Here is a 15,326-nt window from a genome sequence, read left to right on the forward strand (position 1 = left end):
AAATTCGAGATATTTAAAAAGAACAATTATTGAGCTTTGATTAACGTTACTATGACTTTTTATCAGCCCAATGTTTATCTGTCAAAGATCATACAACAATGTTGTAAATTATCGTACCAGAAATAACACTGATGCGACAAATCGGGTCGCAGCAGCGGTGAGCGGGTCTTCCTGCAGAGCGAATCTAACTGAAATGTGAGCGAATCTAATCGAAATGTGAGCGAATCTAATCGAAATGTGAGCGAATCGAACCTAAACGTGAGCGAATCGAATTAAAACGAATGTGGGACAAGGCCAAAATCTATGGCAACTAACTTAATTACGAGTGAGGGTTATACTCAGCTTGAACGCGAGCTAGATCATCTCTGGCGTACCGAGCGCCCAGAAGTGACTCGTAAAGTAGCGTGGGCCGCCAGTTTAGGCGACCGCTCTGAGAATGCTGATTACAAATATAACAAGCAATTGTTGCGGCAAATCGATCGGCGAATTCGTTATTTGCGCAAGCGCTTAGAGCAAGTGAATGTTGTTCATTATAACGCTCAGCAGGCCGGCCGAATTTTCTTTGGTGCTTGGGTGGAAATCGAGAGTGCAGAAGGTGCTGTTAAGACGCTCAGAATTGTTGGCCCTGATGAAATCTACGGCCGCAGCGATTACATTTCTATTGACTCACCGATGGCGCGAGCCCTGTTAAAAAAACAAGTAGATGATGATGCTGAGGTAGAAACGCCCACGGGCACTAAACAGTGGTTTGTGAACAAAATATGGTATCAAACCGATTAACGAATAGGTAAGTAGCAGTTCTTGCTTGTTAGATAAGCAAGCTGAGCATAACTGAGAGAGCATTTGTTTGCCTTCATTTCGGAAGCCTCTTAAACTGAGTTCAAACTGAATGTGAGCCAAGTGTGAGTAGCTGAGGCTAAGACGTTTTACACCATAGGAATAGCAATGTCTGAAGTAGAAAGCAGAATTTTGATTGTTGACGACGATTTGCGTTTGCGAACTTTACTAGAACGTTATTTTCAGGAGCAGGGATACTCAGTGCGCAGTGCTGCGGATGCTAAGCAGATGGATAGGCTACTTACTCGAGAAAGTTTTAGCTTGATGGTGCTAGATCTTATGCTGCCTGGCGAGGATGGCATATCGATTTGCCAACGGTTACGAAAGAAAGGAAATGAGATACCGATTATCATGCTAACGGCGAAAGGTGATGAGATGGATCGAATTTATGGCTTGGAAATGGGGGCTGATGATTATTTAGCCAAACCCTTTAATCCGCGAGAATTAGCGGCTCGGATAAAAGCGGTGTTGAAGCGACACCAAAAAGATATGATTGGGTCTTCGGGTGAAACCTTTAAAGATTATCATTTTGGCCGATTCCGTTTTGATATCAATCGGCGTGAGCTCTATGCGGATGGTAAGATGCTGCCACTCACGAGCGGTGAATATGAAGTGTTGAAGGCATTGGTAATGCACGAAAAAGAACCCTTATCACGGGATAAACTTATGAATTTTATTCGAGGGCGGGATTACAGTGCACTTGAGCGGAGCATTGATGTGCAAATTTCGCGGTTACGCCGAATGATAGAAGATGACCCAACAAAGCCTCGGTTTATCCAAACAGTGTGGGGTTTGGGTTATGTATTTATTCCTGATACCGATGAAGCGAGCTAGGGTAGATGCGCGGTAGCATTTTTCGTACCGCATTTGCGCGCACCATGTTGCTTATTGGTGCCGTGTTGATTTTAAATTTGGCGCTCACATACCTGGTGCTTACGCTCTATGTAGTGAAACCCGGAGTTAATCAATTAAGTTTGTTATTAGCTCGGCATATTCAAGTGGCGCAATGGGTAGAAAAACAAGATAACCCGAATTTTGCGCTGGAGTTGAAGCAACTAACCGGTGTTTCCTCTTATAATCGTGCAGAGGCCCAGCAAAATGGCCTTTTACAAGCTACGCCTTATTCTTTCTTATCTGATTTATTCTATGAAACATTAAACGAAAGCGCTGATATTCGCGTTGGTGGGCAAGAGCGCTTGTATATTTGGGTGCAACCGGAAAGCGATTCACGCTGGTATCGGGTGCCTATGGCTTACTTAGATGATGGCCGCTTTTCACCACTGATTGTATTTTTGCTGCTAATCGGTTTGTTTAGTGTGCTTGGCGCAGCATGGTTTGCTCGCTCACTCAATCAGCCATTAAAACGCTTGGAATCTGCGGCGGAGCAAATGGTGTATGGTGATTATCCAAAACGCTTGCCAGAACAAGGTGCAAGTGAGTTGCGCTCGGTAATTCGCGCTTTTAATCGCATGACCAAAAGCATGAGCCAAATTGACGATGATAGAGCCCTATTGTTGGCCGGTATTTCCCATGATTTACGCACGCCACTTACACGGATTCGGCTTGCAGCCGAAATGATGGGTGATGATCCCTTAGTAGAGGGGATTGTGAGTGATATCGAGGATTTAAATGGCATTCTTGATCAATTTAGTGATTTTGCTAGAGCCCGGGAACGAGTTGGTTTTGAGTTTTGTAATCTTAATGAATTGCTGCGGGAAGTAGTAAGTTCCTCCCAATATATTGAACAAGATTTGATTAGGTTGCAGCTGGCGCCAGTGCCGGATATCGAATTGCAACCGGTGGCGATTAAACGCATCATTGCCAACTTAATGGTGAATGCAAAGCGTTATGGCAGCGAGCCATTTGATATTCAAAGCGGTTTAAGTTTCGATGAGGAATACATTTGGTTTTCTATTCGTGATCATGGCGATGGCATTCCTGAGGAGCAACTGGAGAGTATGTTCGAGCCTTTCACTCGTGGCAACATCGCTCGCGGTGGTGAAGGCTCGGGGTTAGGGCTGGCCATTGTGAAACGTTTCACACAAATGCATGCTGGAAAAATTGAAGCTCGCAATGAGGTTGATGGCGGCCTGAATATTAAAATATCCCTGCCGCGATACCCGAATGCCTTATCCTAAGTTTTAGTGCGCAGGGCCAACTCGATTCAGGCCGTTCAATGCCGCCACGCGGTAAGCTTCCGCCATGGTGGGGTAATTAAAGGTGGTATTCACAAAGTATTCAATGGTATTGCCACCGTTGGTTTGTTCCATAATAGCTTGGCCGATATGAACAATTTCCGAGGCACGCTCACCGAAGCAATGAACCCCAAGTAACTCCTTTGATTCGCGGTGAAAAAGTAATTTCAAACTGCCTACCAGGGTATCGGCAATTTGCGCCCGAGCTAAATGCTTAAATTGAGCTCTGCCCACTTCATAGGGCACATTGGCAGCTGTTAACTCTTCTTCAGTAGCGCCTACTGAACTGATCTCTGGAATGGTGTAAATGCCTGTAGGTATATCGGAAACAAGCTTGCTCTCGCACTTACCGTCGATCAATGCGGTGGCTGCAAACCTACCTTGATCATAGGCTGCGCTTGCGAGGCTGGGGTAGCCGATAATATCGCCCACCGCATAAATATGCGGTACTTGTGTTCGGTAGTTTTCGTCCACTTCGAGCTGGCCACGCTCATTAGGTGTTAAACCAACCGCATCGAGATTGAGTTTTTCCACATTGCCGGAGCGGCCGTTGGCAAAGAGCAAGCAATCAGCAAAAATTCGTTTGCCCGATTTTGTTTCTAAAATAACGCCATCATCGCGGCCAATCACTTTAGCAAAATCCTCATTGTGGCGAATAACAACGCCGTTATTGCGTAAGTGATAACTGAGCGCGTCGGAGAACTCGGTATCAAGGAAAGAGAGCAAGCGTTCGCGCATATTGACTAAATCAACCTTCACGCCCAAGCCCCTGAAAATACTCGCGTATTCACAGCCAATAACACCAGCACCGAAAATAATAATATTTTTGGGGTCATGTTCGAGTGAAAGCACACTATCAGAATCATAGATCCGCGGATGGCTAAAATCGATATCGGCAGGGCGATATGGCCTTGAGCCGGTGGCAATCACAACATTATCCGTTGTGATGGTATCAATAGAGCCATCAGGATGGGTGATACGCAGGCTGTGGTGATCTATGAAACTAGCAACGCCATGAATTACCGTTACCGAATTTCTTTCATAAAACGAGCTACGTAATTTTACCTGTTTACGAATCGCCGATTCGGCATACTTTAAAATCTCGGAGAAGGTTAATTTGTGGGGTATTTGCTGGCGCGAAAATAATGGGCTGGCGTTATATTCAATGAGCCGGCTCACTGCATGGCGCAGGGCTTTAGAAGGTATCGTGCCCCAATGCGTGCAGCCACCACCTAAGCGTTCTTCGGCTTCAATCATGGCAACATTTTGCCCGCGTTTAGCGAGCATCATAGCGGCACCTTCGCCACCGGGCCCGGAGCCAATTACAACAGAATCAAAATGATGGTTTGCTGCCATGCTAACCTCCTAATTTGGAAACGGTAAAATTCATAATGACGTTTATTCAGGTGATCATCAACCTAGTTTCGGCAACTCATCGAAGGAATTAATCTGCGGATGACGTTGAAAATCACGTGCCGGCAGGGCGCTGTCTGGATTGCGAATCCCTAAGGTGTAACGAATCCCAAACTCTTTTGCACTATCTAAGATGTGTTCACCATCATCAACAAATAGGGTGCGCTCAGGATCAAAAGGAAAAGTATTTTGTAAACGCTGCCAAAGCTCTTGGAATTCTTTACAGTAACCAAATTCATGGGTTGAAAATTGAACCGGGCAAAGGCTTTGCAATGGCAGCTGCTGATTTTTCAGCGCTAAAGCATCGGGGTGCGCATTGGTAATGATAGCCACTCGCTTATTTGCTTCTTGCAATGCTGTGAGGAAATTAGGCGTATCGGGCCGAAAAACAATCAACTCTGCGGTTTGTGCTTTTAATTTTCGAATTGGCAACTGCAATGTTTGTTCCCAATAATCTAAACAGTACCAATTAAGTGTGCCGGCTACCTTTTGAAACTCTGCGCTAATGCGCGCTTCTGCCTCGGCGATAGTGATGTTTTGTGCGTTTGCATAGTGGCGCTTTAGCTGCACATTCCAAAAATCGTTGTCGTAACGTAAATCGAGCAAGGTGCCATCCATGTCTAGTAACACGGTATCAATCGCCGACCAATCAAGCATGGGCTTTTCCCTTTCTTAAGTTCGTAGTATGGTTAACAAATCCGAGGCTACTTTTGGTATCTGCATGTCATCTAAATCTATGCAAGAAAAGCAAGTTCCCGTTATTCTCTCGCGGCAGATTGTAGCGAAAAGTAGGCTGTTGCGCATTGAAGCAATTGATTTAAAGTTTAGTAATGGCGAACTGCGCCAGTATGAGCGAATGCAGGGCAGCGGCCGTGGTGCAGTTCTGGTGGTACCTTTGCTTGATGAAAATACCATGCTTTTGGTGCGTGAGTACGCCGCCGGCCTACATAATTATCAACTAGGCTTTCCCAAAGGCTTGATTGATGCCGGCGAAACAGCTGAAGAAGCGGCACAACGAGAGCTAAAGGAAGAAATTGGTTATGGCGCGAAGCGCTTCACCAACATGAAATCGGTGAGTATGGCACCGGCTTTTTTCTCCGCTCACATGACCCTCTTTATCGGTGAAGGATTATATCCGGAAAAGCTTGAAGGCGATGAGCCAGAGCCACTGGAAATAGTGCCCTGGCCTATTGATGCCGTAGATGAACTTTTACAACAACCGGATTTTACCGAAGCGCGTAGTGTTGCCGCTTTATTACTCATGCAGCGTTGGCGTTCAGAGCACAGCAAATAGGAACTAAGCGCATGGATTACAGTAAGCTAATCGCACCCCTTAGTGATATTGCCTTAGAAACCGCTGATTTGATTCTGCAGTATTATCACCAAGGTAATTTCAAAACCTATGAAAAGCCGGATGATACGCCGGTAACCACCGTTGATTACGCAGCGAGCGAGCTCCTAGTAAAACGCCTAAGTAAACTTACGCCTGATTTTCCAGTGCTTTCGGAAGAAGCGATTCAACCTTGGCAGGTGCGCCGTAACTGGCAGCGCTATTGGTTGGTTGACCCCCTCGATGGCACTCAAGAATTTGTTGCTGGCAGCGGAGATTTCGCCGTTAGTATTGCGTTAATTGAGAACGGGCAGCCTGTTTTGGGTATGATCGCCTGGCCTACTGAAAAGCGTTTGTACCATGCAGTGCAAGGGCAGGGCGCGTTTCGCGATGATGGCGCCGGAAGCCAACCCATTCAAGTGAGAAAGTTAGCGAATCCGGCTGAAGATTCTATTGTGGTTGCTTTGAGCCGCCGGCAACCAAAAGAGAAAATTCTTGATCGTTACTTTGCCAAACAACCTATTGAAGTGATTCACACCGGCAGCTGCGCTTTGAAATCGGCATTGGTGGCAGAGGGAAGTGCCGATGTTTTTTTACGAATTGGGCCTACGGGCGAGTGGGATACGGGAGCCGCAGAAGTGCTGATAGCCGAGGCCGGAGGGAAGTTAGTGAATACTCACTTTCAACCATTGAGTTACAATCAAAGCTCGGATACCGGGAATCCAGATTTTTTAGTATTAGGTGACCCCGCTATTGATTGGCCCCAAGTTTTCCCGGCGCCGGTAACTAGTGGTAAGCCTTGAGTTTGCCGGCTCACATGATTGGTTTTTCGGCTTCGTTTAACCCATGAACCCTTCAGCCTAAGCTCGCCGCCAGTGGCGAGCTAATTCACATGTATTCTTCAGCTGGTGCTACCCGCCGGCACAATATTTACAGATTCATGTAATTCTGAATAAACAATGATGGCCTCACCGCTTTCCAATTGTTTACGAACATCCGCTACCTTCTCTTCCAAGCTCCGTTCTTCCTCACCGTAATCAGTGCCTTCACGTAAAACGAAAAATTGAATAAGTTGTTCGAGCGTATCTGCATCTATGTCTTGATATGGAATTTTCATTGATAGCCCTTGCAGTTAACTAATATTTAATAGGTTGTTGCTTGGTGAGCGATAACACTTTGTTACAATTTAGTTGCCCTGAAAGCCATGGTTTCGGTTGCTTCTTCGAACTTTGGGGCGAATAATAACAGATACTTTTTAAGAATGTTTTATGTTCAAAACCTAATGGGAATTTTTCATGTTTGTTCGAAACACAGCAACCTATGTATCTAAAACCATTCGTGCAGGAGCCATTCTGGTATCGGCAACGCTGTTGCTAGCCGCGTGCCAGCCCGCACCAGAGCCAGCCCCTGAGCAAGCTGATGTAGATCCAATGATGATTTATACCAGCCCAAATGATACCCGAGAATATCGTGCGCTGGAGTTAGAAAATGGCTTGCGTATTGTGTTGGTAAGCGATTCTGAAGCGGAGAAATCTGGGGCTGCACTGGCTGTATTTGCCGGTAGCATGCAAAACCCCGATGACCAGTTAGGCCTCGCCCACTATTTAGAGCACATGTTATTTTTAGGCACGGAAAAGTACCCAGACCCTGATGAATATGGCGATTTCATGGCGCAAAATGGCGGGATGCACAATGCCTATACCGCTGATGATCATACAAACTACATGTTGGAAGTGAACAACGATGCCTTACCTGAAGCCTTAGATCGGTTTGCTGATTTCTTTAAAGCGCCAAAATTCTACCCAGAATACGCAGAAAAAGAAGTAAATGCGGTTGATTCTGAATGGTCGATGCGCCGAGCTTCAGATGGCTATATTTTATTTTCGCTAAATAACATTTTAATGAATCCTGAGCACCCTATTGCGCGCTTCCGAATCGGCAATAGCGAAACGCTTTCAGATAAAGAAAACAGCAATTTGCATGAGGAAATGTTGGCGTTCTACGAGCAGTATTATTCTGCGAATTTAATGACGGCGAGTATTGTCAGCAACCGCCCACTTGATGAATTAGAGGCGCTGGCCCGGGCGGCTTTTGCGGATATTCCTAACCACGATGCAGAAGTGCCGCAGATCTCTGTGCCAGTGGCAACCGCGGAAGAGTTGCAAAAGAAAATTTTCTATAAGCCGCAAATGGAACTGCGCCAAGTTATGCTCGATTTCACCATCGAGAATAATATGGATGAATATTTAGCGAAGCCGAATCGCTTGGTGGCACATTTAATTAATTCTGAAATGCCGGGTACGCCGGCTGCGCTATTCCGTGAATTAGGCTGGATAGAGAACTTGGGCGCTGGCGCTAGTGCAAATGCATATGGCAACGCTGGCCGCTTTCAAATTGCCGCTACCCTAACCGAAGCAGGCATGGCCCACAGAGAAACCATTATTGGTGTTTTGCTGCAATACATTGAGCAAATTCGCGCCGAGGGTGTTGCAGAAAAATATCATGGGGAACTTGCTACGGTATTAAGTAATGAATTTACTTTCTTACGCCGCATGGGTGCGTTTGATTATGCCACTAGCTTGGCCTCAAACTTATTGTACTATCCGTTTAATCATGTAATCGACCACGCCTATCGTTTGGAAGATTACGATGCCGCTAAAGTAGATAGCGTTTTAGCCCAGCTCACACCAGAGAATTTACGAGTTTGGTATGTATCGCCGCAAGAAGAAACCGATGAAACCATGTATTACTTTGATGGTAACTATCGGGTAGCGGAAATTAGTGAGGAAGATTTCGCAAATTGGGAAACTGCGGCTCAAGATTACGTAGTGTCTTTACCTTCAGCGAACACGCTGTTTCCAGAAGATTTAAGTTTAGTTGCCGAAGAGGTTCATGGTAAACCACAGCAGCTATTAGATGAACCCGGCATTTCTGTGTGGTTAAAGCGCAGCGATCGTTTTGCTGAGCCGCGGGCAGAAGTAACCGTGAGAATGTTCCAACCTACATTTGAACGCTCGATTGAAGAGCAAATCGCAGTGCAGGTATTGATGGATACATTCGGTTTATCGCAACAGGCACTGGCCCGTGAAGCCTCGATTGCGGGCACCGGGTTTGGCCTATCTGCGAGTAACGGTTTAACGCTGCGCCTCACTGGTTTCAACGATAAACAAATGCAACTGGCTGAGCGTGTGCTTACAAGCTTTGCTGAATTTGAGCCTGCAAGTAACGCCATTGCACAATCGGTTGATCGTTTGCGCCGCAGTATTCAGAACCAACGATTGCAGTTCCCAATGCAGCAACTGTTCCCTGCGTTTAACCAGATTATGCGCTTGCCTTCGGTTAGCTACCAAGATCAATTAGCCGCTTTATCGGTTGTTGACCAAGAGCTGGTTATTGCCATGCGCGATCAGTTGTTACAGGGCAACACCATTCGTACTTTTGCATTTGGTAATTACAGTGATGCAGAAGCGGTGGCGTTAACTCGCAAGGTGGCTGAAATCGCGAAGGTAGATCCAGAAGTTGAATATCGCAGTGCACCTATTGTGGAGCCCACCGATGCACTCCGGTTAACCTGGAACGATAATTTAACCTTGGAAGATACGGCTATTCTTGATGTTTGGTTAAGCCCAGAGGATACCCTTGAAGCACGAGCAAAAGCTTGGGTATTGTCGGAACTTATGCATAATCGCTTTTTCACTGAGCTACGCACTGAAGATCAACTTGGTTATGCTGTGGGGGCCACCCGTATCAACCTAGATGATTACTCGGGTGTTGGCTTTTATATCCAAAGCCCTGTTCGCGGGCCTGCAGCGTTGCTTGCTCGTTTCGATAAGTTCCGCGCTGATTATGCCGAACGGTTGGCGGATTTAACCGAAGAAGATTTTGCCCAAGTTCGTACTAGCGCGTTAACTGATTTGCTACAGCCGCCGCAAACATTAGGCCAAGAAGCTGGCCGTTACAGCGCTGATTGGGCCGATGAGCGCTATAGCTTTGATACACAAGAGCGCACGGCAGAAGCCCTACGCAGCTTGAGCTTGGCTGATATTCAGGCGTTTTATCAAACATTAATCAGCAACGGCGAAGGAAGCCGCGTGTTGATCCAAATGCGCGGTACGAAATTCGCTGAAGAAGCGTTTGGTTCAATGGAAAATGAGCGCGTGATCGAAGATTTCACTTCCTGGAGTGAATCGCAACAATAAGGCCATTAGGGGTTGTATCGAGTGCTTGTGAGAGCACTCGAGTAAACTCTTTTAACAAGCCTCTTTAGGCACAGTAACAGCCCGTTAAAACGATGAATGTTCTAATTGAGCATAACGTTCTAACGGGCTTTTTGTTGTTCTAGCTTGGTATGTTGAAGGCGAATTAGCTGCGGCTTTTACTCGAGTTCGGCCAGTTGCTCACTTATCGCAAACCATTCGCTTTCAATGCGCTCTAGCTCAACTTTGATTTGTGCTTGTTGTTGCAATACTTCCGTTAGCTCATCTTTTCGTTGCGCTTGGTAAAGCTCTGTATCCGCAAGCTTTTCTTCTAGCGCTTGCAAGGTATTTTCAGCTCTCTCCATAGCCGATTCCGCTTTCTTTAACTTATCGCGTAATGGCTTAAGTTGTTGCCGCTGCTGCGCGGCAGCTTGGCGTTGTGCCTTTTTACTTTGGGCAGAATCGGGGTTCTCGCGGGTATCAGGGGCGGCCAGCGCTTTTTGTGCCGCTGCTTGTTGCTCGAGCCACTGGGAGTAATCGTCTAAATCGCCCTTAAAAGCCGCCGATTCACCGTTCGCCACTAAGTAGTAATCGTCAACCGTAGCTCTCAAGAAGTGGCGATCATGAGACACGATAACCATGGCACCACTAAATTCTTGTAACGCGCTCACAAGCGCTTCACGCATATCAAGATCAAGATGGTTAGTGGGTTCATCGAGAAGCAACAAGTTTGGCTTTTGATAAATCAACATAGCCAACACTAAGCGAGCCTTCTCACCGCCGGAAAATGGGCCTACTGGATCATAGGCTCTGTCGCCGGTAAAGCCAAAACGGCCGAGATAATCGCGCAATGCTTGTTCTGGCGCCGTTCGATCGATGCGATATAAATGCGCAATGGCATGGTCATGCAAACTGAGGGTATCGAGCTGGTGCTGGGCGAAGTAGCCAATAACTAAGCCCGCACTCACTTGCCGAACGCCGTTTTGCGGCGGTAACTCCCCCGCAAGCATTTTCATTAGCGTTGATTTACCGGCACCGTTGCGGCCCAGTAAACCAATTCTGCTGCCTGGAACAAGATTTAAATGGATTTTCCGTAAAATCGTAACATCACCGTAGCCAGCTTGAATGTTATCCAGTTGGATAAGCGGGTTGGGTAACTTAGATGGTTCAGGAAAGGTTAAATCAAAGGGCTCTTGGTCGCCCAGAGGTGCAGTAGCTGTTAATTTCTCAAGTGCTTTCAATCGGCTTTGTGCTTGCTTTGCTTTGGTGGCTTGTGCGCGGAAACGATCAACAAAACTTTGCAAATGAGCTCGCTGAGCTTGTTCTTTCGCATATTGTTGCTGCTGCTGAGCTCTGCGTTCACTGCGCTGGCGTTGGAAACTCGTGTAATCACCGCTGTAGGAGTGAGTAGTTTTTCGCTCAATATGGATAATGTGGGTTACTACCGCATCGATAAAATCACGATCATGGGAAATAACAATCACAGTGCCTTCAAACCGCTTGAGCCAGCTCTCTAACCAAACAATAGCATCGAGGTCGAGGTGGTTAGTGGGTTCATCGAGCAGGAGTAAATCAGAGCGTGCAATAAGTGCTTGGGCTAAATTTAAGCGCATGCGCCACCCGCCGGAAAAACTTTTTACCGGTGCGTGCAATTGTTCTTGGGAAAACCCAAGGCCAGCAAGCAACATAGCTGCTCGTGCCTCAATGTGATAGCCACCAATGGCTTCTAGCTTTCCATGTAAACTGGCAATTGCATGGCCGTCACCATTTACTTCAGCCTCATCCAATTGTGCTTTTATTTGCGTATACTCTGCATCACCACTAATTACGTAATCAATGGCAGGCGTGGCGAGTGCCGGTGTTTCTTGGGCTACGCTGGCAATGCGCCAACCCGTTGGAATTTGAATTTGGCCGTCGTCTTCTTTTAACTCGCCACGGATTAAAGCAAATAACGACGATTTACCTGAGCCATTAGCACCAACTAAGCCAATACGGTGACCCGGAAAAATGCTAAACTGCGCGCCTTTAAGCAGTTGTTGGCCGCCACGAATGAGGCTGAGATTATCGGCTTGAATCATAACAACGAGATATCCAAAACATGTGGGGTAGAAAACCCGCACATCATAGCGCAACTTGGCTGTTAACGCAGCAGTTGTAACCGAACCGAGTAGCCGAAATAGGAAAGCAATTTATTTATGAGCCGCACTAAAAAACGATTCATTGCAGGGGCCACATGCCCTCACTGTAAAGCTCAAGATTCTCTAATGGTGTTCACTGAAGATGGGCAAGAACATGCTCATTGTGTGGAATGTGATTACAATATGAGCGAGGCGGATATGCAAAATGAAGAGAAATCTTCAAATGTGTCTCGGGATCAGGTGATCGGGGTGTTTAAGCCGTAATTTGTTCATGCCCGTTAGCGCTTTTCCATTTATTTTTCGCCAAGCAAGCGGCGGAATTTTGCGAAAGTAACTAAGCATCGCGCGGTAGGCCCTTTTCAACCACTCGAATTAAACGTTCTGTGAGCCGCGATTTTACCGCCGAGCTCTCAGTAGCCGCTTGTTGTTGCGCTAACGCCCATTCAATATGCTCTTTCACAATGTCGCTAGCGGTTTCTAAACGTGCTGATAGTGCTGAAATTACCGCCTTATCATGTGGCGCATTACCGAGCGCAATGGCTAAATTTCGTTGCCATTTTTCATAACCGATGCGGCGAATTGGTGAACCCTCGGTGGCGGTTAAAAATTCTTCTTCGCTCCAAGCCCAGAGATCTAGTAGATCTGGTGTGTGCAAGGCATGCCGAGGCATAAAATCTGTTTCCGGAGTAGGTTTAGCGTAACGATTCCAAGGGCAAACCAGCTGGCAATCATCGCAACCATAGATGCGGTTACCAATGGCTTTGCGAAACTCCTCGGGAATCGATCCCCCGTGCTCTATGGTGAGATAACTAATACAACGGCGGGCATCTAAAACATAGGGTTCAACAATAGCTTGTGTTGGGCAAATGGTAATACATGCGGTACAACTTCCACATTGTTCCGGTTGGGGTTTATCCACTGGCAAAGGGAGGTTTATAAGCAACTCACCAAGGAAAAACCAAGAACCATCATCGCTATCGAGAAGCAGGGTGTGCTTGCCCACCCAGCCTAAGCCGGCTTTTTCTGCCAGTGGCCGCTCCATAATGGGGGCGGAATCAACAAAGGGGCGGAAATCGGCGCTAAGGCTATAGTCTTCGCGGTTATCTTCAATGTGTTTAGCGATTTTATCACCAAGCTGTTTTAATCGCTTGCGTAACACTTTGTGATAATCTCGGCCGAGCGCATAACGGCTGATGTAACCAAGTTGAGGTTGTTTCAATACCGCAGCAAACCGGGCGCCTTCAGGAAGATAATCCATGCGCACACAAATCGCTCTTACACTACCCGGGTGCAACTCTGCCGGGCGTGCACGTAACATGCCGTGGCGTTCCATAAATGCCATTTCACCGTGGTACTTTTTATCCAACCATGCTTGCAGGCTTTCTTCATGAGCCGATAAATCAAGATCACTAATGCCCACCTGTTGAAAACCAAGTTCAATGCCCCATTGTTTAATTTTTTCGGTTAATCCGTGGTAGTCCGGTGTCATTTCTTACCCAATTTATCGTATGCTGTAGAACATCGTATTAGCAAAGCCAGTTAGCACGTTTTTACAGGCTCTGTTCGCTAACATTTGGTGCTGAATTGCAACCTAAGGAAGTGCCCGTGCAAACATCATTAACTAGCAGCATACCACAGCAACTTTATTCGCCGGAACAGGTTGCTGAGTTCGAAGCTGAAGCAGCCGCTCGTGCTGGTGCCGATTTGTGGCAGTTAATGCAACGGGCTGGGGCTGCCGCCTTCGAGTGTTTGCAACAACAAATAAAAATGGATACGCAAATCGCCGTGCTGTGTGGCCCTGGTAACAATGGCGGCGATGGTTATGTGGTGGCACAAATGGCGCACTCGAAGGGTTATCCAGTTCGAGTATTTGCCTTTGGTGAACCGAAATCTCCTGAGGGGCGGCGCGCATTACAAAATTGGCTTGAAGTTGGTGGCGATATCGAGCCTTTAACCGATTGGCCGGAGCAAGAGCCTGATTATGTTGTGGATGCGCTTCTGGGCACAGGCTTGAACACTGATGTGCGTGGGGACATTCGCGAGTGTATTGAGGCGCTTAATGATTCAGCACTGCCTGTGCTCGCCATCGATGTACCATCGGGTTTGCATGCGAACACCGGTGTAGTGATGGGGGTTGCGGTGCGTGCTCGCCACACGGTTACCATGATTGGCGTGAAGCGCGGCTTAACAACAGCTATGGCGGCCGATTATATTGGTCAGCTTTGGTTTGCTGATTTGGATATTCAAAGAGAGTTTCGCTTGCTTACCGAGCCTGCCGCTTGGTGGTTACAGGAAGCGCAACTGCAACATGATCTAGCCCCACGTAAAAAAGTGTGCCAAAAGGGGGATTTTGGTCATGTTTTAATAATTGGTGGTGGCGCCGGCATGGCTGGTGCGGCTCGGCTTGCAGCAACGGCTGCTTTGCGAAGCGGAGCGGGGAAGGTAACGGTGATTTGTGAACCCAGTGAGGTGTTCCTTATCGGCCAGCAACCCGAGCTTATGGTTCGTGGCCTCCTTGCAGATGCGCCAGAGGCCGAGGAACTTGTGGAACGGGCGAGTGTCATTGCTATAGGCCCAGGATTAGGGCGAAGCCATTGGGGAAGGCAGTGGTGGCAGCGTTTCTGCCAACGCTCTTTGGAAAAGCCAACACCTGCGGTGATTGATGCCGATGCATTAAATTTACTTGCGTTGCAGCTGCGAGATGGTGAAGATCTGCCCCTATCAGAAGGGCATGTATTTACACCGCATCCGGGCGAAGCAGCCCGCTTGTTGCAATGCCAAATTGCCGATATCGAGCAGAACCGATGGTTAGCAAGCAATACTTTACAGGAACTTTTAACCGGAACTGTGGTGTTAAAAGGCGCTGGTAGTTTAATTTCAACGTCGGCGGCAACCGCGGTGTGCACTAACGGCACGCCAGCCATGGCAGTAGCTGGCATGGGGGATGTGTTAACTGGCATTATTGCGGGCTTGTTAGCACAAGCACCGGCGTTGGGTTTGAATACCGAAGCAGCCACCCGAGCGGCGGTGTTAGTGCACGCATTGGCCGCTGAATTTGCAGCTAATGGCAACACGCGGGGTATGTTGGCCTCTGATGTTATTGCCGAAATCTCGCGTTTTGTGAATCCGAAAAACAATTAAACCCTGTTGATCGGTAGCTAATGGTTGTTTGCAGCCCATATTTTTTTAAGAATAAACAGGGGCTCTAAGAAGAGTT

General features: G+C 47.2%; 13 protein-coding genes. 8 read left to right on the forward strand and 5 right to left on the reverse strand.

All coding sequences use genetic code 11. From position 1 onward, the window contains the following. The first annotated feature begins 303 nt into the window (after nt 1-303). The 3 genes from greB to envZ all read left to right on the forward strand — a co-directional run bounded on the left by greB (nt 304) and on the right by envZ (nt 2,975). Entirely contained in the window at nt 304-780 is a 477-nt protein-coding gene (gene greB / locus CWE08_RS01770; RefSeq protein ID WP_126765026.1) for a transcription elongation factor GreB, read from the forward strand. Between the two features lie 165 nt (nt 781-945). Next, nucleotides 946-1,671 carry an osmolarity response regulator transcription factor OmpR gene (gene ompR, locus CWE08_RS01775; RefSeq protein WP_126765028.1) on the forward strand — a complete coding sequence of 242 codons (726 nt, stop codon included), beginning with the start codon at nt 946-948 and terminating at the stop codon, nt 1,669-1,671. A 5-nt stretch (nt 1,672-1,676) separates the two neighbouring features. Beyond that, nucleotides 1,677-2,975 (forward strand): two-component system sensor histidine kinase EnvZ, encoded by a 1,299-nt coding sequence (gene envZ, locus CWE08_RS01780; protein WP_126765030.1) that lies wholly within the window; start codon nt 1,677-1,679, stop codon nt 2,973-2,975. A gap of 3 nt (nt 2,976-2,978) precedes the next feature. On the opposite strand, the gene sthA is transcribed toward envZ, so the two are convergent. Further along, nucleotides 2,979-4,388 (reverse strand): Si-specific NAD(P)(+) transhydrogenase, encoded by a 1,410-nt coding sequence (gene sthA / locus CWE08_RS01785; protein ID WP_126765032.1) that lies wholly within the window; start codon nt 4,386-4,388, stop codon nt 2,979-2,981. A gap of 57 nt (nt 4,389-4,445) precedes the next feature. Then, on the reverse strand, nt 4,446-5,102 hold the full coding sequence (yrfG, locus tag CWE08_RS01790; RefSeq protein ID WP_126765034.1) for a GMP/IMP nucleotidase: 657 nt from the start codon (nt 5,100-5,102) through the stop codon (nt 4,446-4,448). 64 nt (nt 5,103-5,166) lie between these two features. Here yrfG and nudE point away from each other — a divergent pair, with 64 nt between their 5' ends. Both nudE and cysQ read left to right on the forward strand, forming a co-directional pair. Beyond that, a complete protein-coding gene (gene nudE, locus CWE08_RS01795) occupies nt 5,167-5,739 on the forward strand; it encodes an ADP compounds hydrolase NudE (protein ID WP_126765036.1) in 573 nt (190 codons plus the stop codon). A gap of 11 nt (nt 5,740-5,750) precedes the next feature. Beyond that, nucleotides 5,751-6,578, forward strand: coding sequence for a 3'(2'),5'-bisphosphate nucleotidase CysQ (gene cysQ, locus CWE08_RS01800; RefSeq protein WP_126765038.1), 828 nt, complete (start codon nt 5,751-5,753; stop codon nt 6,576-6,578). A gap of 98 nt (nt 6,579-6,676) precedes the next feature. Here the strand turns inward: cysQ and CWE08_RS01805 are convergent, their stop codons facing one another. Continuing rightward, on the reverse strand, nt 6,677-6,892 hold the full coding sequence (locus CWE08_RS01805; protein WP_126765040.1) for a YheU family protein: 216 nt from the start codon (nt 6,890-6,892) through the stop codon (nt 6,677-6,679). Nucleotides 6,893-7,070: 178 nt separating this feature from the next. On the opposite strand from CWE08_RS01805, the gene ptrA reads away from it, so the two are divergent. Beyond that, on the forward strand, nt 7,071-9,974 hold the full coding sequence (ptrA, locus tag CWE08_RS01810) for a pitrilysin (protein WP_126765041.1): 2,904 nt from the start codon (nt 7,071-7,073) through the stop codon (nt 9,972-9,974). A 176-nt stretch (nt 9,975-10,150) separates the two neighbouring features. Here ptrA and CWE08_RS01815 read toward each other — a convergent pair whose 3' ends face one another. Next, on the reverse strand, nt 10,151-12,049 hold the full coding sequence (locus CWE08_RS01815) for an ATP-binding cassette domain-containing protein (RefSeq protein WP_126765043.1): 1,899 nt from the start codon (nt 12,047-12,049) through the stop codon (nt 10,151-10,153). Between the two features lie 117 nt (nt 12,050-12,166). Here CWE08_RS01815 and CWE08_RS01820 point away from each other — a divergent pair, with 117 nt between their 5' ends. Continuing rightward, entirely contained in the window at nt 12,167-12,373 is a 207-nt protein-coding gene (locus CWE08_RS01820) for a YheV family putative zinc ribbon protein (RefSeq protein ID WP_126765045.1), read from the forward strand. A 70-nt stretch (nt 12,374-12,443) separates the two neighbouring features. Here the strand turns inward: CWE08_RS01820 and queG are convergent, their stop codons facing one another. Further along, nucleotides 12,444-13,598: a tRNA epoxyqueuosine(34) reductase QueG gene (gene queG / locus CWE08_RS01825; RefSeq protein WP_126765047.1), complete on the reverse strand. Its 1,155-nt coding sequence runs from the start codon at nt 13,596-13,598 to the stop codon at nt 12,444-12,446. Between the two features lie 116 nt (nt 13,599-13,714). Between queG and CWE08_RS01830 the strand changes: the two genes are divergently transcribed. After that, entirely contained in the window at nt 13,715-15,250 is a 1,536-nt protein-coding gene (locus CWE08_RS01830) for an NAD(P)H-hydrate dehydratase (RefSeq protein WP_198677030.1), read from the forward strand. Nucleotides 15,251-15,326: the final 76 nt, after the last annotated feature.

Source organism: Aliidiomarina iranensis (assembly GCF_003987135.1).
GTDB classification, from domain to species: Bacteria; Pseudomonadota; Gammaproteobacteria; order Enterobacterales; family Alteromonadaceae; genus Aliidiomarina; species Aliidiomarina iranensis.